At 63.4% G+C, this 20467-nt stretch carries 22 protein-coding genes and 2 tRNA genes; 10 read left to right on the forward strand and 14 right to left on the reverse strand.

What is annotated here, in order from left to right; genetic code table 11:
• Positions 1–9: 9 nt before the first annotated feature.
• The 3 genes from BGP00_RS19225 to BGP00_RS19235 are packed head-to-tail and all read right to left on the reverse strand — an operon-like array spanning position 10 to position 2549.
• A complete protein-coding gene (locus BGP00_RS19225) occupies positions 10–438 on the reverse strand; it encodes a DUF2497 domain-containing protein (RefSeq protein WP_168603263.1) in 429 nt (142 codons plus the stop codon).
• A 42-nt stretch (positions 439–480) separates the two neighbouring features.
• Complete coding sequence (locus tag BGP00_RS19230; protein WP_292688217.1) at positions 481–1944, reverse strand: TolC family outer membrane protein; 1464 nt, start codon at positions 1942–1944, stop codon at positions 481–483.
• Positions 1944–2549, reverse strand: coding sequence for a protein-L-isoaspartate O-methyltransferase (locus BGP00_RS19235; protein WP_292688219.1), 606 nt, complete (start codon positions 2547–2549; stop codon positions 1944–1946). Before BGP00_RS19235 ends, BGP00_RS19230 begins: the two co-directional genes overlap by 1 nt.
• Positions 2550–2844: 295 nt before the next feature.
• Between BGP00_RS19235 and BGP00_RS19240 the strand changes: the two genes are divergently transcribed.
• The gene (locus tag BGP00_RS19240; protein WP_292688221.1) at positions 2845–4365 is read left to right on the forward strand and encodes a fumarate hydratase; all 1521 of its coding nucleotides are present in this window, start codon (positions 2845–2847) and stop codon (positions 4363–4365) included.
• Between the two features lie 256 nt (positions 4366–4621).
• Positions 4622–5350, forward strand: coding sequence for a metallophosphoesterase (locus BGP00_RS19245; protein WP_168603266.1), 729 nt, complete (start codon positions 4622–4624; stop codon positions 5348–5350).
• A 22-nt stretch (positions 5351–5372) separates the two neighbouring features.
• Here BGP00_RS19245 and BGP00_RS19250 read toward each other — a convergent pair whose 3' ends face one another.
• Positions 5373–6062: an OmpA family protein gene (locus BGP00_RS19250; protein ID WP_168603267.1), complete on the reverse strand. Its 690-nt coding sequence runs from the start codon at positions 6060–6062 to the stop codon at positions 5373–5375.
• 200 nt (positions 6063–6262) lie between these two features.
• On the opposite strand from BGP00_RS19250, the gene BGP00_RS19255 reads away from it, so the two are divergent.
• From BGP00_RS19255 to BGP00_RS19270, 4 genes are all read left to right on the forward strand, one after another.
• Entirely contained in the window at positions 6263–7573 is a 1311-nt protein-coding gene (locus BGP00_RS19255) for a hemolysin family protein (protein WP_168603268.1), read from the forward strand.
• Positions 7574–7884: 311 nt separating this feature from the next.
• Positions 7885–10716, forward strand: a complete 2832-nt coding sequence (ileS, locus tag BGP00_RS19260; protein WP_292688224.1) for an isoleucine--tRNA ligase — start codon at positions 7885–7887, stop codon at positions 10714–10716.
• On the forward strand, positions 10713–11258 hold the full coding sequence (gene lspA / locus BGP00_RS19265; RefSeq protein ID WP_168603270.1) for a signal peptidase II: 546 nt from the start codon (positions 10713–10715) through the stop codon (positions 11256–11258). Before ileS ends, lspA begins: the two co-directional genes overlap by 4 nt.
• Positions 11259–11264: 6 nt before the next feature.
• A complete protein-coding gene (locus BGP00_RS19270; RefSeq protein WP_168603271.1) occupies positions 11265–11681 on the forward strand; it encodes a DUF3035 domain-containing protein in 417 nt (138 codons plus the stop codon).
• Positions 11682–11977: 296 nt separating this feature from the next.
• On the opposite strand, the gene BGP00_RS19275 is transcribed toward BGP00_RS19270, so the two are convergent.
• From BGP00_RS19275 to BGP00_RS19300, 6 genes are all read right to left on the reverse strand, one after another.
• A complete protein-coding gene (locus tag BGP00_RS19275; RefSeq protein ID WP_292688228.1) occupies positions 11978–12907 on the reverse strand; it encodes a bifunctional riboflavin kinase/FAD synthetase in 930 nt (309 codons plus the stop codon).
• 12 nt (positions 12908–12919) lie between these two features.
• Positions 12920–13408, reverse strand: a complete 489-nt coding sequence (locus BGP00_RS19280) for a dihydrofolate reductase (protein WP_292688230.1) — start codon at positions 13406–13408, stop codon at positions 12920–12922.
• The gene (locus BGP00_RS19285) at positions 13408–14466 is read right to left on the reverse strand and encodes a 5-(carboxyamino)imidazole ribonucleotide synthase (protein ID WP_168603273.1); all 1059 of its coding nucleotides are present in this window, start codon (positions 14464–14466) and stop codon (positions 13408–13410) included. The genes BGP00_RS19280 and BGP00_RS19285 overlap by 1 nt, the downstream gene beginning before the upstream one ends.
• A 3-nt stretch (positions 14467–14469) precedes the next feature.
• Entirely contained in the window at positions 14470–14958 is a 489-nt protein-coding gene (gene purE, locus BGP00_RS19290) for a 5-(carboxyamino)imidazole ribonucleotide mutase (RefSeq protein ID WP_168603274.1), read from the reverse strand.
• 4 nt (positions 14959–14962) lie between these two features.
• Positions 14963–15649 (reverse strand): 2,3-diphosphoglycerate-dependent phosphoglycerate mutase, encoded by a 687-nt coding sequence (gene gpmA / locus BGP00_RS19295; protein ID WP_168603275.1) that lies wholly within the window; start codon positions 15647–15649, stop codon positions 14963–14965.
• A gap of 130 nt (positions 15650–15779) precedes the next feature.
• Positions 15780–15926, reverse strand: a complete 147-nt coding sequence (locus BGP00_RS19300) for a hypothetical protein (protein WP_168603276.1) — start codon at positions 15924–15926, stop codon at positions 15780–15782.
• A 161-nt stretch (positions 15927–16087) separates the two neighbouring features.
• Between BGP00_RS19300 and BGP00_RS19305 the strand changes: the two genes are divergently transcribed.
• The 4 genes from BGP00_RS19305 (at position 16088) to BGP00_RS19320 (ending at position 18269) form a co-directional block, all read left to right on the forward strand.
• Positions 16088–16162: transfer RNA gene (locus BGP00_RS19305), tRNA-Thr, on the forward strand.
• Positions 16163–16243: 81 nt separating this feature from the next.
• A complete protein-coding gene (locus BGP00_RS19310) occupies positions 16244–17407 on the forward strand; it encodes a DUF6538 domain-containing protein (RefSeq protein WP_292688233.1) in 1164 nt (387 codons plus the stop codon).
• Complete coding sequence (locus tag BGP00_RS19315; RefSeq protein ID WP_292688235.1) at positions 17382–17744, forward strand: hypothetical protein; 363 nt, start codon at positions 17382–17384, stop codon at positions 17742–17744. Before BGP00_RS19310 ends, BGP00_RS19315 begins: the two co-directional genes overlap by 26 nt.
• Before the next feature lie 81 nt (positions 17745–17825).
• Positions 17826–18269 carry a hypothetical protein gene (locus BGP00_RS19320; RefSeq protein ID WP_168603278.1) on the forward strand — a complete coding sequence of 148 codons (444 nt, stop codon included), beginning with the start codon at positions 17826–17828 and terminating at the stop codon, positions 18267–18269.
• Between the two features lie 5 nt (positions 18270–18274).
• On the opposite strand, the gene BGP00_RS19325 is transcribed toward BGP00_RS19320, so the two are convergent.
• From BGP00_RS19325 to BGP00_RS19340, 4 genes are all read right to left on the reverse strand, one after another.
• Positions 18275–18970 (reverse strand): phytanoyl-CoA dioxygenase family protein, encoded by a 696-nt coding sequence (locus BGP00_RS19325; RefSeq protein WP_292688237.1) that lies wholly within the window; start codon positions 18968–18970, stop codon positions 18275–18277.
• Entirely contained in the window at positions 18967–19413 is a 447-nt protein-coding gene (locus tag BGP00_RS19330) for a hypothetical protein (RefSeq protein WP_292921120.1), read from the reverse strand. Before BGP00_RS19330 ends, BGP00_RS19325 begins: the two co-directional genes overlap by 4 nt.
• A 70-nt stretch (positions 19414–19483) precedes the next feature.
• On the reverse strand, positions 19484–19759 hold the full coding sequence (locus tag BGP00_RS19335; protein WP_292688241.1) for a hypothetical protein: 276 nt from the start codon (positions 19757–19759) through the stop codon (positions 19484–19486).
• Between the two features lie 444 nt (positions 19760–20203).
• A tRNA-Leu gene (locus BGP00_RS19340) sits at positions 20204–20290 on the reverse strand.
• Positions 20291–20467 lie beyond the last annotated feature (177 nt).

Genomic DNA, 20467 nt, shown 5'->3' on the forward strand with positions numbered 1-20467 from the left:
AGCTAGATATTAGCCCTTCTTGCCGACGATCCTTGCGATTTCGGCGGCGACCATGCGCTCGACCATCGCGGGCAGGTTCTGGTCCAGCCATTCGCGCAGCGCGGGCTTGAGCAGATCGGCCACCAGCCCTTCGAGCGAAGTTTCGCCGCTGCGCACGATCTGGGGGCGGCTGCTGGGCTGCGACATCATGGCCAGAGCGGCCAGAGATTCGCGCATCGAGGAGATCGCCGGCTCGCTGATGAGGTCGGCAGCGGGGCCTGTCGGGGTGGGTTCCTCGTGAAAATACTGATCCGAATCAGCGAGATCGAGCACATCGTCGTCATGCGATTCGGCCACGTTCAAACGCGGCGCACCCGCAGGGACACGATTGTCACGCGCGATCACTTTTTTAATCGAATCAAGGATTTCCTCGACCGAAGGTTCGCCCTGTGCGCGCATTCTATGTGCCCCTGAAAATCGCATTATCGCCGAAACCGGCCCTCAATTGCCAAATGTTGAACCGTTCTGGGCGGGTGTGTCAACGGTGCGCGTGGGTTGGCCCGCGCCCTGCACCTTGTCCACGCCCCAGTCGCTCAGCGTTCCGCGCGCTTCGCGATAGTGGATTTCCGGGTCATACAGCGTGCCGGCATCCAGCCCCAGATCCTTGCCCGATACCCGCCCCATGGCCGAGAGCAGCGAGAAGCCCGCCACATAGGCATTGCGCCGCGCGGTCACCAATTGCACCTGCGCGTTGACCAGTTCCTGTTCGGCATTGAGAATATCCAGCACGGTGCGGTTGCCCACGCTGTTCTCCGCCTTCACCCCGCGCAGCGAGAGTTCGGCCGCCTCGACCGCCGTCTGGCTGGCGGTGATGATTTCATTGGCGGCGCGATAATTGGAAAAAGAGGCCCGCACATTGGCGATCACCTGCCGCTCGGTGGCGATTTCGGTGTCCAGCGCCTGCCCTTCGCGGGCCTGCGCCTGCTTGATCTGGGCGCTGGGCCGCCCGCCCTGATAGAGCGGGATCGTCGCGCGGATGCTCACATCGGCCGTCGCCGCTGATTGGGCGATGGGGAAAGGAAAATTGCCGCGCAGCGCCAGTTGGCCCAGATAATCAGTATAATTGCCATTGGCGATCATGCTGACCTTGGGCAGACGCGCGGCGCGGGCCACATCGCTGTCAAAGCCCGCGGCCTTGCTGCGCTCGCGCGCGGCGGCCAGATCCGGGTTGGCATCCAGCGCCAGACCGACCGCGTCATCGGGCGTCGCGGGCAAAGCGGGCAAAGGCGGCGGCGGGGTCAATTCGCCCGCCTCATGGCCGATGATCTGGATATAGGTTTCGCGCGCCTGCACCAGACTGGCCTCGGCGCTGCGCAGATTGCCCTGCGCCACGGCCAGGCGGGATTGCGACTGCGCCACGTCGGTCTTGGTCACATCGCCGATCTGAAACCGGTCGCTGGTGGCCTTCAGATTGGTCACCAGCGTCTGCACCTGCGCCCGATTAAGCCGCACGATGGCCTCGGTGCGGATCACATCCAGATAGGCGGTGACGGCCTGCGTAAACACGCCAGCCTCGGTGGAGCGCAGATCGTTGCGCCCGGCGATCACCCGCGTGTCGGCGGCGCGGATCGCATTTTTCACCCCGCCCCCACTGTACAGCGGAACCGTCAGCGTGCCGACCGCCGTGACCATGCGCGGCATATCGGTGGTCGAAGCGGTATTTTGGCGGACATATTCGGTTTCATTGGCCGTGGCGTTCAGCGAGGGCAGGCCATCGGCCCGCGCCAGCGGCACACCCGCATCGGCGGCGCGCAATTGCTCGCGGGCGCCCAGCAGGGTGGGGTTGCTGGCATAGGTTGCGGCCAGCGCGCTGCGCAGATCCTCGGCATGGAGCATCGGCGCCACAAGAACCATGGCCGGGCACCCCAAAAGCAGAAGCTTGCGCGTTACCCGGCCATCGATCATCAGAAACTCCAGTGTTTGGGCGCGGCCAGTTCGGCAATCGCGGGAATGCCAAGATCGGCCAGCGTGATATAGGATACGGCGCCCGCCACCTTGCGGCCCAGCGCCAGACGCGAAACGCCCTTGTCGACCAGACCCGTGACGATGCGGCCATCGGCGGCCAGCGCATCGCTCAGCACAGCAGGCACTTCGCCCGCTGCGCCGTCGATCAGGATCAGCGAATAGCCGGTGCCCGGCAGACCCTTGGCCAGATCGGCGGCGTCCACCTTGTCCACGCTGCCCGCAAGGCGCGCGACCACGGCGGCGAGGTAATCGCTGCCCGCCGTCACGACCAGAACCTTGTCCTGCTCGGTTGGTTCGGCAGCGCCCAGCACCTTGCCATGGAACAGCGGCGCGGGCAGCGCGCGGCCATTGCCCAGCGGCACGGCGCGGTCGATATAGGCGGCCGCACGGTTGGCGGCGGGCACGTAATCCTCACGCGCGACACTGGCCAGAGCCGACAGCACCCACGGCTCATTCACGCCGCAAGTGCGCAGCTGGCTGTCGATCATGGCGCGGCGGGCGGTGCCTGCCTCGGCGCCTTGGGGTGCGTAGTGGATTTCGCTCATGCCATCACAATCCTTGACCAAGGCCGTATTACATACATAACACAGTAATGCAATAGGCCAGACCTGTGTTCATTTATCGCGCGCGCTTCTAGGGCAAACGCCCCGCCAAAGCCAAGCGCTTTGACACGGGAATCCGGGCAATTTCACCACAAGCGGCACCGACTTTTGTCATAACCGCCGCTTTACCCTTGGCGAAGGGGGGCAATCATGCCTATGGACCGCCCCAACCGATCATACGAATGCGCCTTGGCCCCCCTTCCCTTGTGGCCCAAGGCCCAGAGCGAAGGAGCGCCCCATGGCCGAATTGGTGACCATCAAGGAACAGGATCTGATCGACAGCGTGGCCGATGCGCTGCAATATATCAGCTACTATCACCCGATGGACTATATCCGCGCCTTGGGCGACGCATACGAGGCCGAACAGGGCCCCGCCGCCAAGGACGCCATCGCCCAGATCCTGACCAACAGCCGCATGTGCGCCGAAGGTCATCGCCCGATCTGTCAGGACACCGGCATCGTCAACGTCTTCATCCAATGGGGCCAGAACTGCATTCTGGAATCCGAGATGAGCCTGCAGGAAGTTGTCGATGAAGGCGTGCGTCGTGCCTATAACAACCCCGACAACAAGCTGCGCGCCTCGGTGCTGGCCGATCCGGCCTTTACCCGCCGCAACACGCGCGACAACACGCCCTGCGTTCTCCATGTCGACATGGTCAAGGGCAGCAAGATCCATGTGGACGTGGCGGCCAAGGGCGGCGGGTCCGAAAACAAGTCGAAGTTCAAGATGATGAACCCGTCGGATTCGATCGTCGACTGGGTTCTGGAAATGCTGCCCCAGATGGGTGCTGGCTGGTGCCCGCCGGGCATGCTGGGCATCGGCATCGGCGGCACGGCCGAACATTGCGTGCTGCTGGCCAAGAAGGCTTTGATGGAACAGATCGACATGGCCCAGCTCAAGCAGCGCGGGCCGCAGAACGATCTGGAAGCTTTGCGCATCGAGATCTTTGACAAGGTCAACGCGCTGGGCATCGGCGCGCAGGGTCTCGGCGGTCTGGCCACGATCCTCGACGTCAAGATCATGGACGCCCCCTGCCACGCGGCGGGCAAGCCGGTGGCGATGATCCCCAATTGCGCCGCCACGCGCCACGCTCACTTCACGCTGGACGGCAGCGGGCCTTCGTATCTGGAAACGCCCAAGCTGGATCAGTGGCCGCAGGTTCACTGGACCCCCGATGCGGCGGCCAAGCGCGTCAATCTCGACACGCTGACGGCCGAGCAAGTGCAGAGCTGGAAGCAGGGCGACCGCCTGCTGCTCAACGGCAAGATGCTGACCGGCCGCGATGCCGCGCACAAGCGGATCAAGGACATGCTGGCCAAGGGCGAGGAGCTGCCCGTCGATTTCAAAGGCCGCGTGATCTATTATGTCGGCCCCGTCGACCCCGTGCGCGAAGAAGTCGTCGGCCCCGCCGGCCCCACCACCGCCACCCGCATGGACAGCTTCTCCGACCTCATGCTCGACCTGGGCCTGCTGGCCAGCGTGGGCAAGGCCGAGCGCGGCCCCAAGGCGACCGAATCCATCGCCAACCACAAGAGTGCCTATCTGATGGCGGTCGGCGGCGCGGCCTATCTCGTCGCCCGCGCGATCAAGGAATCCAAGGTCGTGGGCTTTGCCGATCTGGGCATGGAAGCGATCTATGAATTCACTGTCGAGGATATGCCGGTGACGGTCGCGGTCGATTCCGAGGGCAAGAATGTCCACCAGCTCGCCCCGTTGGTGTGGAAGGAAAAGATCGCGGCTGAGGGGTTGTTGGTCTAAGGTTTTTTGCCTCCGGCGGGCAAAGGGACTTGTCCCTTTGCAATCCCGTTAATGGGTTGCGCGTGGTTTGCAGCGATGCGGATCGGGCGATGAAATGAAGGCCTGCGGCGCTACATAAAAGCGCCGCAGGCTTTTTCATGTCGAACGGTGCGTCCGACACCCCTCCGCCGAACCCGTGGCGCAACGCAGACAGTAATGGGAGCGCGAGGGACTAGTCCCTCGCATTTCTCCCTTAATTCCCCTAACCCCTTCCCCCATGGCCATCCTGTTCCACATCTCCGACCTGCATTTCGGCGCCGAGGACCGCGCCGCTCTCGACTGGCTCAAACAGGAGATTGCGCAGGAAAAGCCCGACGCGGTGATCTGCACCGGCGACCTGACGATGCGCGGCACCGTGCGCGAATTCGACGCGGCGGGCGAATATCTGCTTGGCCTTGGCATTCCGGTCAGCATCGAGCCGGGCAACCACGATATGCCTTATTACTGGGAGATGGTGAGCCGTTTGCGCCGCCCCTTTGCCCGGTTTGAGGCGTTGCGGGCGCGGGCGCATTCGGACCTGCCGCTGGGCGATGTGACGCTGGCCTCGCTGCCCACGGTGACGCCGGCGCAATGGCGGATCAACTGGTCGAAGGGCTGCGTGAAACAGCCTGCCCTCAATGCGGCGCTGCGCCGTCTTGAGGGCGCGCAGGGGTTGAAGCTGGCGGCCTGCCATCATCCGCTGGTCGATGCCGATACGCATGGCACGGGATCGACGCGTGGCGGGCGGCGGGCGCTGGCGGCGCTGGCGGGCGCAGGGGTGAGCGCGGTGCTCTCGGGCCATGTGCATGACCCCTTCGACCTGAATGTCGAAACCGAAAACGGCCCTATCCGCATCATCGGCGCTGGCACTTTGTCCGAGCGCACAAGGGCCACATTGCCCAGCTATAACCGGCTGGATTATACGCCCGAAACGGGCCTGAACGTGACGGTTCGGGCGGCAGGATAATCCCGCCGCCCAAATTCCCGTTTTACTGACCGCGCGCGGCGTTCACCTGTTCCTGGGTGATCGGCACGATCTTGATTTCCACGCGGCGGTTTTTCGCGCGGCCCTCGGGCGTGGCATTGTCGGCCACCGGCATGGTCGCGCCATAGCCCTGCGTGCGGATGCGCGCCTGCGACACGCCCTGCGTGCCGAGATAATCGCCCACCGTGCGCGCACGATTTTCCGACAGCGTCTGGTTCAACTGGGCGCTGCCGGTGGAATCGGTGTGGCCATAGACGTCGATCAGACTGTTGGGATAATCCTTCAGGCTCTGCGCGATCTTGTCCAGCGTGGGGCGGAAATGCGGCTGAAGCATATAGGAGCCGGTGTCGAAGGTCACGCCGTCAGGCAGGCTGAGCATGATCGAGCGGCCATCGTCGGACGGGCGGATGTCCACCCCGGTGCCCGCCGTCTGTTCGCGCAACTGCTTGATCTGCTTGTCGCGTTCATAGCCTATGGCGCCGCCCGCGACGCCGCCGATGCCTGCGCCGATGATGCGGCCCGTGCCGCCCCCGATCAGCCCGCCCAGCAACATGCCGCCCAGCGCGCCCGCGCCCGCGCCAATGGCGGTGCGCGACACTTTCTGCTGTCCGGTGTTGGGATCGGTCACGCAACCCGAAGTCGCCAGCAGCGCGGCAACGGCGATCCCGGCGGTGGCAAGGCGTGCTTTGGTCATGAAAATCTCTCCATGGTTGACTGGCCGCGCATGGCGGCCAATGCTGTCCGTATGGGCCGCGTTTGGACCGGGACGGCTGAATCTAGCATTGCTGAACAGCGCCCGCCAAGGATTTGTAACAGATTTGTATCGGCATTTGTTTGCCTGGCTCTTCGCGCGCCCCCTTCGCCTTTGCGAACAAAGCTGCTAGGGATGGTCTTGTGACACCCTTTCCCTGGATAGATGTACTTGTCATTGGCGGGCTTATTGTCCTCAATGGCGTGTTTGCCATGTCGGAGCTGGCAATTGTTTCGGCGCGCACGGCAAAATTGCGGGTGCTGGCCGATCGCGGCAACCGGGGCGCGCAGGCCGCGCTTGATCTGACGGCGGATCCGGGCAAGCTGCTTTCCACCGCGCAGATCGGCATCACGCTGGTCGCCGTGGTCACGGGCGCCTTTTCCGAGGCCAGCCTGTCGACCCCTGTGGCCGAACGCATCGCGCATTGGGGCATCCCGCTGGCCTATGCCGACCGTCTGGCCAGCGTGCTGGTGCTGGGGCTCACCACCTTTGTCAGCCTGATCATCGGTGAACTGGTGCCCAAACAGGTGGCGCTGGCCCATGCCGAACGGATCGCGATCATCGCTTCGCCGCCCATGGCCATGATGGCGCGGGCCACGGCGCCGCTGGTCTGGCTGCTGCGCGTGTCCTCCGATGCGATCCTTGGCCTGATCGGGGTGAAAACCGGCGAGGAGCAGCAGGTGACCGCCGAGGAAATCCACCTCGTCTTTGCCGAGGCCACGCGCTCGGGCGTGATCGAGGAGGAGGAGCGCGCGATCATGACCGGCATCATGCGCCTTGCCGAACGCCCCGTGCGCGAGGTGATGACGCCGCGCACCGAAATGGACTGGATCGAACGCGGGGCGAGCGAATCGGACGTGCGCGCCGCCATTGCCGAAAGCCCGCATTCGCTGCTGCCCGTGACCGATGGCGCGGTCGACAATATCGTCGGCGTCATCAAGGTGCGCGAGGTGCTGGCGCAATTGCTGGCCGGCGGACCGCTGGATCTGGAAAGCCTGATCCACAAGGCCGAAATCGTGCCCGACCAGATCGACGCGATGGATGCGCTGCGCGTGCTGCAAAATTCCGGCCTGTCGATGGCGCTGGTGCATGACGAATATGGCCATCTCGAAGGCATCGTTACCCCCGCTGACCTGCTCTCGGCCATCGCGGGCCATTTCGCCTCCTATCAGGACGAAGGTGACAGCCCGCTGGTGGTCACGCGTGAGGATGGCTCGCTGCTGATCTCTGGCGCCCTGCCCGCCGATTCGCTGGGCGACCGCTTTGGCATCGAAGTGCCCGAAACGCGCGATTATGCCACCGTGGCGGGCTATGCTCTGTCGATCCTGAAGCGTTTGCCCAAGGAGGGCGATCATTTCGTTGATCAGGGCTGGCGCTGGGAGATTGTCGATATGGATCGGCGCAAGATTGATAAATTGCTGGCGAGCAGGGTTGAGGTTTTGGAAGAAGGTTAAGGGAGTTTAGATGCGAGGGTCTAGACCCTCGCGCTCCCGTTACTGTCCGTGTTGCGTATATGGTTCGGCCGATGGGTGTCGAACGCGGCGTTTGAAAATTGAAAGCCTGCGGCGCGGACAGGTATGAGTTCGCCGCGCCGCAGGCTTTCACACATCCTCCAACCCACCCTGATGGCAAACTACGCACAACCCCATAATGGGATTGCAAAGGGACGAGTCCCTTTGCCCGCCGGAGGCAAAAATCAAATCGCACCCCCCACCATCATCAAGATTTGCGGAAATCCTGCCGAATCGCTAAGGCCTGCGCCGTCATGACCGAGAAACGCGATTTTCGACCCACCGTCTTCCTGCCGAAGACTGATTTCCCCATGAAGGCCGGCCTTCCGCAGAAGGAGCCGGGCATTTTGAAGGGGTGGCAGGAGCAGGATCTGTACCGAGCCTTGCGCGATGCCCGCGCGGGGCGTGAGAAGTTCATTCTGCACGATGGTCCGCCCTATGCGAATGGCAATATTCACGTGGGCCATGCGGTCAATCATATCCTGAAGGACATGGTGGTGCGCACGCAGAGCCTGAAGGGCCTGGACGCGCCTTATGTGCCCGGTTGGGATTGCCACGGCCTGCCCATCGAGTGGAAGGTCGAGGAAGAATATCGCAAGAAGAAGAAGAACAAGGACGAGGTCCCCCCGCGCGAATTCCGCGCCGAATGTCGCGCCTATGCGCAGACCTGGGTCAATGCGCAGCGCGAGCAGTTGAAGCGTCTGGGCGTTAATGGCGATTGGGACAATCCCTATCTGACCATGGATTTTCAGGCCGAGGCGACCATCGTCGGCGAATTGCTGAAGTTTGCTCAGTCGGGCCAGCTTTATCGCGGCGCCAAGCCGGTGATGTGGAGCCCGGTCGAAAAGACCGCTCTGGCCGAGGCCGAGGTCGAGTATGAGGACATCACCAGCACGCAGGTCGATGTGGCCTTCGAACTGGTCGAAGTGCCCGCCGCGCCCGAGCTGGTCGGCACCAAGGTGGTGATCTGGACCACCACGCCCTGGACCATCCCGACCAATCAGGCTTTGGCCTTTGGTCGCGCGATCGATTATTCGCAGATCCGCGTGGGCGATCAGAAGTATCTGATTGCCGAGCCCCTGATCGAGTCGTTTTTGAAGCGCATCGACGAGGATGGCTATGACTTCCTGATGTATGTGAAGGGGCCGGTGCTGAACGGGGCCAAGGCGCGCCACCCGATGGCCGCGCGCTTCCCTGACAGTGAGTTCTTCACCAAGCTGCGCCCGCTGCTGGCCGGTGAATTCGTCACCGTCGAATCGGGCACCGGCTTTGTCCATATGGCGCCCGACCATGGCGAGGACGACTTTTTGCTGTGCAAGGCCAACAAGATCAATCCGGTCTTTGCGGTTGAGGGTGACGGCAAATATCGCGCCGACTGGCCGTGGCTGGGCGGCGAAGGCAGCGTCATCAACCCCAAGTTCAACGCGCCCGACGGCCCGATCTGCACCGCGCTGCGCGAAGAGGGCGGTTTGCTGGCGGCCTCGGCCGATTACAAGCATTCCTATCCGCATTCGTGGCGGTCCAAGGCCAAGGTGATCTTCCGCTGCACGCCGCAGTGGTTCGTGCCGATGGACAAGGATCTGGCGCCGCTGAGCGAGGCCGACGACATGTTCGATCTGGCCACCATCCTCTCGCCCGATACGCTGCGCGAGCGTGCCAAACATGCCATCGCCCAGACCCGTTTCGTGCCCGAAAAGGGCCGCAACCGCATCGGCGCCATGGTTGAGGGACGCCCCGACTGGGTGCTTTCGCGCCAGCGCGCATGGGGCGTGCCGATCACGCTGTTCGTTGATCGCAAGACCGGCGAATATCTGGTCGACAAGGAGGTCAACGCCCGCATCATCGCCGCCATCCGCGAGGAAGGCGTCGACGCATGGGATGAGGCGCGGGCACAGGAATTTCTGGGCGCCGATTACAACGCCGAGGATTACGAGCGCGTCACCGACATTCTCGACGTGTGGTTCGACAGCGGCAGCACCCATGCTTTCGTGATGGAAAGCGGCCGCTGGCCCGACCTGCTGCGCCCCGAGGGCTATCGCGGCCCCCGCGCTGACCTTTATCTCGAAGGCAGCGACCAGCATCGCGGCTGGTTCCAGTCCTCGCTGCTCGAATCCTGCGCCACGCGCGGCCATGCGCCGTACAAGGCGGTGCTGACCCATGGTTTCACCATGGACGCCAAGGGCATGAAAATGTCCAAGAGCCTTGGCAACACGGTCGATCCGCTCAAGGTCATGGAGACTTACGGCGCGGATATCGTCCGTCTGTGGGCGCTGTCGGTGGATTACACCGAGGATCACCGCATCGGCGATGAAATCCTCAAGGGCGTCGCGGATCAGTATCGCAAGCTGCGTAACACGTTCCGCTATCTGCTGGGCGCGCTCGACGGCTTTACCGATGCTGAAAAGCTGCCGGTTGAGGACATGCCCGAGCTGGAGCGCTATATCCTCGCGCTGCTGGCCAAGCTGGATGGCGAGCTCAAGGTTGCGGTCGATGCTTTCGACTTCAACACCTATGTCCGCAGTCTGGTCGACTTCTGCAACGAAGACCTCTCGGCCTTCTTCTTCGATATCCGCAAGGACTCGCTCTATTGCGACGCGCCCACGGATACGAAGCGCCGCGCTTATCGCACGGTGCTCGACGCCCTGTTCCATGCGCTGATCCGCTATGCCGCGCCGGTGCTGGTGTTCACGGCGGAGGAAGTATGGAAGTCACGCTTTGCCGATGAAGGCAGCGTGCATTTGCTGGAATGGCCGGTGGTGCCGGCGGTTTCGCTCGATGCGGAACGTTGGGATGCGCTGCGCGCCCTGCGCGGCGAAGTGCTGGCCGCCATCGAGCCGCTGCGCCGCGACAAGACGCTGGGCTCCAGCCTTGAAGCGCAGGTCACGGTGCCCACTGATGCACCCGAGGCCGATCTGGCCGAACTGTTCATCAGCGCCAGCGTCGTGCGCGGCGATGCTTTGGCCGTGGCTCGCACCGAAGCCCATAAATGCGGCCGCTGCTGGCGCCATCTGCCGGAGGTCTCCGAGGATGGCGACCTGTGTTCACGCTGCGATCAGGTTGTGTCCGCCATGGATGCCGCCCAATGACCACCCTTGCGCAAACCTCCCCTGTCAAAGCGCGCCTGCTCGGCTTTGCCGTGGCGGGGGTGGTGTTTGCGCTGGATCAGATCGTCAAATGGGCGATGATCGGCCCGCTCGATCTGCCCCGCGTCGAGCAGATCACGCTGCTGCCCATCTTCAATTTCACCTGGGCGGAAAATTACGGCGTGTCGCTGGGCCTGCTGACGGCGGGTTCGGATCTTGAACGCTGGCTGCTGGTGGGGATGACCGGGGCGATTGCGCTGGGCGTGGCGGTGTGGATCTTTATCGAACGGCGCATGGGCGAAATCCTCCCGCTGGGCCTCGTGCTCGGCGGCGCACTGGGCAATATCCTCGACCGCGTGGCCAAAGGCTTTGTCGTCGATTATGCCGATCTCCACATCGGATCCTACCGCCCCTTCTATATCTTCAACCTCGCCGATGTCGCCATCACCTTCGGCGTATTGATTATCCTTGCCCGGAGCTTTCTTTCGGGCAAAAAGCGTGGCCACATCAAGTTGGACGCCGCGCCGTCCACCCCGGAGAACTGAACCACAATGCGTAAGATTTCCGCCATCCTGCTGGCCGGCACCACCTGCCTGATGCTCTCCGGCTGTGGCGCGGGCGGGCTGTTCAACCGCGTGCGCCCCGATGAATTCGCCGTCCAGCGCCAGACGCCGCTGTTCGCCCCGCCCGATTTCGCGCTGACCCCGCCCCAGCCCGGCGCTCCGCGCCCCAACACCCGCCCCGGTCAGGTCGAAACCACCGAAGCCATGTTCGGCCCCGCGCCCCAGCGCAGCGGCGTGGAAAATGCCGCCGTGGCCAAGATGGGCACCGGCGATGCCTCGATCCGCTCGACCGTGGCCGATCCCAAGACCGCCACTGCCAACAAGGGCGATGTCACCCGCACCATCGTGGCCGCCCCCGAAGGCGATGGCCGCGAAGCGCAGGCCAAGACCCCGCCGCGCCAGTAATCGCGGGTTGTCATTGGTTTAAAAGACCCCTGCCCGGTTGGGTGGGGGTTTTTGTTGGGTTTGGAGGGGGTTATGCCTCCGGCGGGCAAAGGGACTCGGTCCCTTTGCAATCCCATTAATGGGGTGGTGTTTGGTTGGCGGAGGTGTGGATCGCTTTTAAAGCCTGCGGCGCGGTGAAGGCGGATCTATCCGCGCCGCAGGCTTTAAAAATTCAGCCGCTGCGTCCGATACCTGACGCCGACCCCTTGGCGCAACAAAGACAGTAAAGGGAGCGCGAGGGTCTAGACCCTCGCATCTTAAACCCCCTCCAAAACCTTCCGCGCCTCATCACAATCCCGCCCGATCTGCGCGATCAACGCATCGAGGGAATCAAACTTCGCTTCAGCGCGCAAAAACGCATGAAACCCGATCTCGATCTCCTGCCCATAGAGGTCGCCGGAGAAGTCGAAGAAATGCGGTTCGAGCAATTCCTTGGGCGGATCGAAATGAGGCCGGATACCGATATTGGCCGCACCCTTCAGCACGCGCCCGTCGGGCAGGCGCCCCGTTACCGCGTAAATCCCATAGGCAGGCCGCAGATAGTCGCCCAGCGCCATATTGGCCGTGGGAAAGCCGATTTCCCGGCCCAGCTTGTCGCCATGCTGTACGGCGGCGCGCATGGCGAAGGGGCGCGTCAGCAGGCGCGTGGCCAGCGCAATGTCGCCCGAGGTCAGTGCGCGGCGGATGCGGCTGGAGGAGACGATCTCGCCTCCTTCCGTCACTGCGCCCACAGCCCGCGCGCCAAGGCCGATTTTGGCCCCCATCTCGCGCAGCGTGGCCACCGAGCCCGAGCGGCCCTTGCCAAAGGTGAAATCCTCGCCCGTCACCACGCCCGCCGCGCCCAACTGACGGCCCAACACGTCATAAACCCAGTCATGCGCACTGCTGGCCGCCATGGCGGCATCAAAGGCGAAGACCAGCATGGCGTCGGCCCTGGCCTGCGCAAACCATTCCTCGCGCTGCTCCAGCGTGGAGAGGCGGAACGCAGGCGAACCGGGGGCGAAAAACTCGACCGGATGGGGATCGAACGTGGCGACAATCGCGGGCCGCCCCTCGGCGCGGGCCCAGCGCAGGGCCTCGCCCACCACGGCCTGATGGCCCAGATGGAAACCGTCGAAATTGCCCAGCGCGATGATGGCGCCGCGCAAGGCTTCGGGAATGGGCTGACGGGAATCGAGACGGATCATGGAAAAAAGCGCCTATCCCGCCCTTTCCAGCGTGACAAAGGCAAAAGCCGGTCTGCCCTCTTGGGCAGCATGCTCTTCGCGGACGGTTTCGACCCATTCGGGGCCGATCGTCAGGGGAAAATGGGTGTCGCCCTCGGGGCTGGCGTCGATTTCGGTCAATTCGATTCGGTTGGCGATGGGCATGAACTGGGTATAGATCTGCCCTCCGCCCACCACGCAGACTTCCTCCACATCGCCTGCCAATGCCAGCGCGGCGTCCAGATCAGGCGCCACCTCGGCTCCTGCGGCTTCCCACGTCGCATCGCGCGTCAGCACGATGTGGCGGCGGCCGGGCAGCAATCCGGGCAGGGATTCAAAGGTTTTGCGCCCCATCACCATCGGCCTGCCCATGGTCTTGGCCTTGAAGTGGCGCAGATCGGCGGGCAAATGCCATGGCATTGTGCCATCCGCGCCGATCACGCCATTGGCCGCGCGGGCCACAACAAAGGTGATGCGTGTCATTATCCCAGCATCAGGCGGGTCACATGGCCCATCTTGCGCCCGGGCCGCGCCGCCGCCTTGCCATAGAGATGCAGGTGGTTGGCCGGATCGGCCAGAATTTCCGCCCAGTCATGGGCATCGTCGCCAATCAGATTGAGCATCCGCGCGCCCGGCACTGCCAGCGTGGTCAGCCCCAGCGGAAGGCCGCAGACGGCGCGAATATGGTTCTCGAACTGGCTGGTGAGCGCGCCCTCGATGCTCCAGTGGCCCGAATTATGGACGCGGGGCGCCATTTCGTTGAACACCGGGCCATCGTTAGTGGCAAAGAATTCCAGCGTCAGCACGCCGACATAATCGAGCGCCTCGGCCACCTTCTGCGCCAGCGCGCGCGCCTCGGGCACCTGCGCCAGAATCGCTGCATTGGCGGGCACGGTCGATGTGTCGAGAATGCCGTTCACATGGACATTTTCCGCGCTGTCCCAAAACTTGACGCTGCCATCGGCGGCGCGGGCCAGAATCACGGAGAATTCGCCAAAGAAGGTGACGAAACCTTCATAGATCAGCGCCTGAGGCGGCAGATCCAGCCCGGCCAGATCGGCCTCGCTCTTGATCCGCCATTGCCCCTTGCCGTCATAGCCGTCGCGGCGGGTTTTCAAAATGCCCGGCGCGCCGATCTCGGCCACGGCGCGGGCCAGATCCTCAGCTCCGTCCACCGCCATGAAAGGCGCCGGACGCCCGCCCAGCGCCTTGACGAAATTCTTCTCGCTGAGCCGGTCCTGCGCCGTTTCCAGCGCGCGGGGATGAGGCAGCAGGGGCGTGTCCCCCACTGCCGCCAAAGGCGCAACCGGCACATTTTCAAACTCATAGGTGATGACCGCGCAATCCGCCGCAAAGCGCGCCAGCGCCGGCTCGTCGGTATAATCCGCACAGGTAAAGCGGCTGCAGACCTCAGCCGCTATACTGTCGGCCTCGGGCGCAAAGATATGCACGCGATAACCAAGACGGGCGGCGGCAAAGGCCATCATTCGGCCCAGTTGGCCGCCACCCAGAATGCCGATCGTTTCACCCGGAGCAATCATGCCTTATTCCGGACGCTCCGCCACGCTCTCCGTCTGCGCCACGCGGAATTCCTTCACGCGCTCGGCCAGAGCCGGATCACTGGTGGCCAGAATCTTGGCGGCCAGCAGGCCCGCATTGGTCGCGCCCGGCTCGCCGATGGCCAGCGTGCCGACCGGAACGCCGGCGGGCATCTGGACGATGGAGAGCAGCGAATCCTGACCCGACAGCGCCTTGGACTGCACCGGAACGCCCAGCACCGGCAGATGCGTCATCGAAGCGACCATGCCCGGCAGATGCGCCGCGCCGCCCGCGCCCGCGATGATGACCTTGAAGCCTTCATTGGCGGCGTTCTTGGCAAAATCGATCAGGCGGTCGGGCGTGCGATGCGCCGAGACGATCCGCACATCATGCACAACGCCCAGCTGAGTCAGGATGTCAGCGGCCTTCTTCATGGTGTGCCAGTCCGACTGGCTGCCCATAACGATGGAAACGAGGGCTCCGGGACGGGTCATAGTCTTACCTCTCCGACAGATAATAGCGTTCGAGCGCGTTCAGATTATCGTCCAGCTCATAGACGATGGGCTGGCCGGTGGGGATCTCCAGATTGAGGATATCCGCATCCGAAATGTTCGACAGATGCTTGACCAGCGCGCGCAGCGAATTGCCATGGGCGGCAACGATCACGGTTTCGCCCTTGGCCAGTTGCGGCGCGATGGTGCTTTCATAATAGGGCAGCACGCGCTCAATAGTCAGCTTCAGCGATTCGGTGCTGGGAATGTCGATCCCGGCATAGCGCGCGTCCTGCTTCAGGTCGAACTCGCTGCCGTCTTCCAGCACCGGAGGCGGCACGTCGAACGAACGGCGCCAGATCTTGACCTGCTCGTCGCCATGCTTGGCGGCCGTCTCGGCCTTGTCCAGACCGGTCAGCCCGCCATAGTGGCGTTCATTGAGGTGCCAGTCCTTATATTCGGGGATCCACACCCGGCCCGCCGTTTCCAGCGCCAGATGCAGCGTGCGGATCGCGCGGGTCTGCACGCTGGTGAAAGCCACCGTCGGCAGGATGCCCTTTTCTTTCAGCAGGGCACCCGCCGCGCGGGCTTCGCCTTCACCCTTCTCGGTAAGATCCACGTCCCACCAGCCGGTGAAGCGGTTTTCAAGGTTCCATTGGCTTTGACCATGACGGACGAGAATCAGACGAGGCACGGTTCTGGCACTCCCTCAAATGCAGCGTGAATACACCTTTACCGGCGGCCCTAGCCCTTTGCCGCGACAATGGGAAGCAAGGATTTGCCTGAATTTCGCGCGCGCGCCGGGCGGGGCGAAGTCGTGGGCATCACCCTTGCGAATCGGTGCTTTGGGTCTGGGTATCCTCTATCGCGCGGCTCTGCGCCTTGCGGCGGCGCAGATTCTCGCGCAGCTTGGCCGCGAGGCGCTCTTCGCGCGAAGAGCCGGAATTAGCGGGTTTTTCGGTGTTGCTCATGGGTCTTGTCTCATCCTGCGCCCCGTGTTTGGCGAAGGCGGCAACAGACTTCAAGCACCCCTTGCAGAAAAATGCAGCAAGGGCGCTTGACATTCCCTCGATCCCCGGCCAATAGCGCGCCTCCGCTGCGGCACTGGTCGCACCGGCGATGACTGTGGTGTGCTGCTGTAGCTCAGTGGTAGAGCGCATCCTTGGTAAGGCTGAGGTCGGGAGTTCAATCCTCCCCAGCAGCACCACAGTTTCTCCCGGAAACACGGGAAACCAGCGAAAACAAGGGTTTCTGACAGTCGCCTGTTACAATCGTAACGGAGGCGCACATGTGCAGCTACCTTTTCAAAGTCGATTCTACCTACCGGTTCCGCCGTCTCGTCCCCAAGGACATTATCGCGCAGGCCCTCATCCTGACCGCCTCGGGCAAGCCCCGGACCGAGTGGAACATCAGCCTCAACACCAAGGACCACGAGACGGCCAAGCGGCTGCGCGTGCCCCACATTGTCGATACCGACAGGCAGACTGACGAAGCCCGCGCCAAGATCGTGCAGGGCCAACAGGCGACCCCGAAAGACCCCACCGCGCAGGCGCGTGAGCGCGAGGAAGCCGCCGCTATGGCTGCCCTTGCCGCCGAGAGCCAAGCGCGTCGAGAGGCTCGCGGAGGTCTTCGGACCTTGTGGCGTAAACGGCGAGCGACCAGCATTGCTGCGCTGACCCCAGAGCAAGCGGCTGCGGTTGATCTGCTAAAGGAACGGGACGCCAAGATAGAAGAACTGACAGCCGCCATCGCCGTGATGGAGAAGGACAAATACGGCCCAGCCTTTCAGGCGGAGCAAGCCGAGGCAACGGCGAAACAACGGGCAGAGCAGGTTGCCCGGCTTGCCCAAAACGTCCCTCAAGCGGCATCCATCACCGGACTGTACGAGCGTTACGCCCTATCAGGATCGGCCAACCCCAAGACCGTCGCCAGATGGCGCCCCCGCGTGGCCAGCTTTGTTGAACACCTCGGTCTCGATGACGTGACGGGAGTAAAGCGAGGCGACCTCAACAACTGGACCGCAGCGCTGATCGCCAAGGGGCTGGCCAAAAAGACGGTAGCAGATGGCTACTTGCCCCCGGTGAAGGTGATCCTGGGCCTTGCCTATGATGATGAGCTTATACAGTCCAACCCCTCCAGTGGATTGAAGGTACGCGGCCCCTCGGCAGTCATGGTGCGTGACCGCGATTTGACCGACGATGAAGCCATCACGATCCTGCGCGGGTCGCTACAGCCTCAGTCTGAACGGCTCTCGCCGGAACACGCATTGGCCCGGCGGTGGGTGCCATGGCTTTGCGCCTATACGGGTGCACGGGTGGCAGAGATGACACCAACTGCGTGCTGGCGACATACGGCAGGAGCAAGGCGTGTGGGTTGTGCATGTGACCCCCGAGGCCGGATCAACCAAGGACGGCAAGGCCCGTCGTGTGCCCCTGCATCCCCATTTGATTGAACAGGGCATCACCGCACTGGCCAAGCCGGGCGATACCACGCCCCTGTTCTACCGCGAGGGCGCGGGCAACGAGGTGAACCCCGCCCCCAAGATCAGGGCTACCGACCTAAGCGATTGGGTGCGGTCCTTGGGCGCGACGGACCCCAACGTGCAGCCCAACCACGGGTGGCGGCACCGCTTCAAAACGCTGTCCCGCGTGGTGGGCATCCCCGAGGAACTGGCCGACCGCATCCAAGGCCACGCGCCCAAGCATCAGGGCGGCAAGTATGGCACGGGGGCTTTGCCTGTGGGCGTACTGCTGGCGGAGATTGAGAGGATGCCTCGGTATGAGGTATAAATGCCTGTCGGGGGCGAACCGCCATGGCTCCGAGTACCGGCGTAGTTGATTGCCCCCGGCCTTCTGATAATCATCAACCCCATGAACAGATGGCTTTATCTAGCGGGATTGGCTGCGGCCACATTGGCGGCTTTCGCAGTGCCTCTCAGTGTGTTCCTGCCGATGGGGGGCGTGATGCGCCCGTTGACCTTTGTAGCTGCCACACCAGCAGTCTGCCTGTTCCTGCGTATCTTGTTTTCCCGTACCTACCGCGACAAGATCGACGCCATCAACATCGAGATGCGCGATGGGCAGCCAGCCTTTTCATTCCGATCTCGTAAGCCCCTGCTAGACCCGGAATGGGGAATGTTCGGTACTCGAACCGGGAGCCGTCCAGCGCAGGTCTTGCGTGCCGTGCTGTTTGTCGAGGCGGGCGTGACCATGCTGTTATCGCAAGGGCGTGCTGAGCTGGTCGGTTTGGTCATGGCAGGGCTGTTTGCCGCGATGCTTGTGACGATGCTCCAAATGGCGTCGGGCGAGGCATAGGCCCGCTACACCCCCAGCCACTCCAGCCCGCCGAGCAGGGCATCGGCGCTGAAATCGACCTGTAGCACCCGGCGCCGAGCCGGTCGGCTGGCCGCTTCGGAGGCGTGCAGGATGGGCGTGGAGTAAGCCCAAACGTCCCCAGCCGAGGCGAGGCAGGCCATTGTGCCGCAGCGGGCGGCCAAGCCTTCCACCGCATCCACGGGCACCCTGCCATGCCTGTGCGAACCCGGAGCAATCAGCAACGGGGCATTGGTCGCAGGCACATCGTCCAGATGCACCCGCAGCGTGACCATGCGGGCCAACAGGTCAAACGGCGGGGCGACATGGTGCAGCCCGGCCTTCACCGACCACGGGCCGAAGCCCTCCACCTCCACCCGTTCGGCCACGCAGATGGTGCGGTCTTGATGCCATGCCAGCGACCAGTTGGTGCCCGCGCTCTTGTCGAACAGGATTGCCCGCACCGCCTTGCCTTCGTCCCCCAAGGCGCGGCTGGCTACCATGCCGATGCAGCCTGTGGGGGCAAGGAAGGGGCGCAGGCCGGGCATGTCGCTGATGCGGCTACCGGCTTGCTCTGCGGGTAGTGGGGCCAACACATCCAAGAGCGCGGGTAGGTCGTCGAGTGCAGCGCCCCGGAACAGTTGGGCGCCGTGGTCTGCGAGGGTGAGGGTGTCGAGGTTGGGACGGGTGGGGGTGCTAGTCATTGCTTGGGAAAGTGACCGTAGTAGCCAAGCCCCTCATTCCTGAGATCGTCGAGGGTCTTATCTTTCGAGCGGATGTAGGGCTTGGGTGGCGCCATGGCGGGGGTGCATTTTAAGGGCAACTCGCCGCTAGCTCCTGTGCGGACCACGTTAAAGCCACCAGCTGCGTTGCGGCGCAGTCTCCACACACCATAGCGGGATTGCAGGTAGGTATGCTGCACGTTCAAGGCTGTGATGGTTTTGGCATCAAGGCGCCCTTCCAAAACCTTCGCCACCTTGAGGTCAAGGAACCAAGGCCAAGACATGATGATGCAGTCGTCGCATTCAGGCATGATGCTGGGTACTTGGTCGATCAGTTTGGCCCTTACCGCCACATCATAGCATGGCGGCGGAGCAGCCTCCTCTGCCGGATCATCGGCTGCCGATGCAGAGAGCAACAGGCTCAACAGTAAAGTTGGGGCGATGATCATAGGGTCAACATACTCTCGCCTCACCGGAATGCCAGAGGATGCAGGGCTAGTACCACCCCGCCCACACCAACGCCTCCCACAGGTCCGGCACCCGCTGCGCCGCCTGCCAGATGGCTTTGGCAGGCATGGCCTTGGCGAGGTCGGGCGTGCTGGTGCCGTTCGGGAAATGGACCTCCAACCGCCCTGTAGGCCATCGCGTTGCGGTGATGGCGCCGAAGGTGCGGGTGGTGCCTTGCCCCTCTCGCTCGGCCTTCTGGCGGCGCAGAAGGTCAAGGTGGCTGTTACGGTTGCGGGTGACTATGGGAGCGATCCCGGCCTTCATGCGGTCGAAGTTGTCTTGGCCCCTGCGCAGGTGACAGGCGTAGCAGGATCGGTCACGGGTGCGGCGGCGCACGCCCTCACAGGCGGGGCAGGGGCAGTCGAAATCGACATAGGAGGCGATGCCCTCAAGGAAGGCGGCGAAGCGGTCAGGGTTGCCGACGCGCTTGCGCAGGGCCTCACAGTAGGCATGATCGGCATGGCACAGGCGGCGTTGCCGGGCGTCCAGTTTGTCGGCACGCGGCTGGCGCGGGCAGAGCGCGCGAGGCGGTCTGGGCAGGGGCGTCCGACAGGGCGCTGCGACTGGTTTGTTAAGACGGGTTTCTGGCGGGACCGATTACGGACGAAGCCTTGCGGATCGCTCAACGCGCAAAAGTAGCGAGATAGCCAGCGATTATAAATTTTGGGGATTTTGTCGATCCTCCCGGCCGCTGGCCGGGAGAGCAAATGGTGCCCAGGAGAGGACTCGAACCTCCACGCCCTTGCGAGCGCTAGCACCTGAAGCTAGTGCGTCTACCAATTCCGCCACCTGGGCACATTTGCTTTTTGGCGCCGAGGCTTAGCGTCCTTTCGGTTGCTGCCCGCGCCGGGTAGGACCGCGCCTCTAAGCGGACCTTCGAATCCTGTCAACGCAAAAAGATCATTTTTTTCGCGAAACTGAAAAGTTTTTTTGGGCGGCGTGAATTTGCCCTTCCGGCCCGATTGCGCCGCG

The organism is Novosphingobium sp. 63-713 (assembly GCF_001898925.1).
Taxonomy (GTDB): Bacteria; Pseudomonadota; Alphaproteobacteria; order Sphingomonadales; family Sphingomonadaceae; genus Novosphingobium.

What these genes read in the sequence shown, in the direction of transcription:
- BGP00_RS19235 (WP_292688219.1), bottom strand. Translation starts at nt 2,549, where the DNA reads ATGAGCGAAATCCACTACGCACCCCAAGGCGCCGAGGCAGGCACCGCC.
- BGP00_RS19275 (WP_292688228.1), bottom strand. Translation starts at nt 12,907, where the DNA reads ATGATCCGTCTCGATTCCCGTCAGCCCATTCCCGAAGCCTTGCGCGGC.
- BGP00_RS19320 (WP_168603278.1), top strand. Translation starts at nt 17,826, where the DNA reads ATGAACAGATGGCTTTATCTAGCGGGATTGGCTGCGGCCACATTGGCG.
- BGP00_RS19310 (WP_292688233.1), top strand. Translation starts at nt 16,244, where the DNA reads ATGTGCAGCTACCTTTTCAAAGTCGATTCTACCTACCGGTTCCGCCGT.
- purE (WP_168603274.1), bottom strand. Translation starts at nt 14,958, where the DNA reads ATGACCCGTCCCGGAGCCCTCGTTTCCATCGTTATGGGCAGCCAGTCG.
- BGP00_RS19270 (WP_168603271.1), top strand. Translation starts at nt 11,265, where the DNA reads ATGCGTAAGATTTCCGCCATCCTGCTGGCCGGCACCACCTGCCTGATG.
- BGP00_RS19245 (WP_168603266.1), top strand. Translation starts at nt 4,622, where the DNA reads ATGGCCATCCTGTTCCACATCTCCGACCTGCATTTCGGCGCCGAGGAC.
- BGP00_RS19250 (WP_168603267.1), bottom strand. Translation starts at nt 6,062, where the DNA reads ATGACCAAAGCACGCCTTGCCACCGCCGGGATCGCCGTTGCCGCGCTG.
- BGP00_RS19225 (WP_168603263.1), bottom strand. Translation starts at nt 438, where the DNA reads ATGCGCGCACAGGGCGAACCTTCGGTCGAGGAAATCCTTGATTCGATT.
- BGP00_RS19240 (WP_292688221.1), top strand. Translation starts at nt 2,845, where the DNA reads ATGGCCGAATTGGTGACCATCAAGGAACAGGATCTGATCGACAGCGTG.
- BGP00_RS19285 (WP_168603273.1), bottom strand. Translation starts at nt 14,466, where the DNA reads ATGATTGCTCCGGGTGAAACGATCGGCATTCTGGGTGGCGGCCAACTG.
- BGP00_RS19280 (WP_292688230.1), bottom strand. Translation starts at nt 13,408, where the DNA reads ATGACACGCATCACCTTTGTTGTGGCCCGCGCGGCCAATGGCGTGATC.
- BGP00_RS19300 (WP_168603276.1), bottom strand. Translation starts at nt 15,926, where the DNA reads ATGAGCAACACCGAAAAACCCGCTAATTCCGGCTCTTCGCGCGAAGAG.
- BGP00_RS19335 (WP_292688241.1), bottom strand. Translation starts at nt 19,759, where the DNA reads ATGAAGGCCGGGATCGCTCCCATAGTCACCCGCAACCGTAACAGCCAC.
- lspA (WP_168603270.1), top strand. Translation starts at nt 10,713, where the DNA reads ATGACCACCCTTGCGCAAACCTCCCCTGTCAAAGCGCGCCTGCTCGGC.
- BGP00_RS19230 (WP_292688217.1), bottom strand. Translation starts at nt 1,944, where the DNA reads ATGATCGATGGCCGGGTAACGCGCAAGCTTCTGCTTTTGGGGTGCCCG.
- ileS (WP_292688224.1), top strand. Translation starts at nt 7,885, where the DNA reads ATGACCGAGAAACGCGATTTTCGACCCACCGTCTTCCTGCCGAAGACT.
- BGP00_RS19325 (WP_292688237.1), bottom strand. Translation starts at nt 18,970, where the DNA reads ATGACTAGCACCCCCACCCGTCCCAACCTCGACACCCTCACCCTCGCA.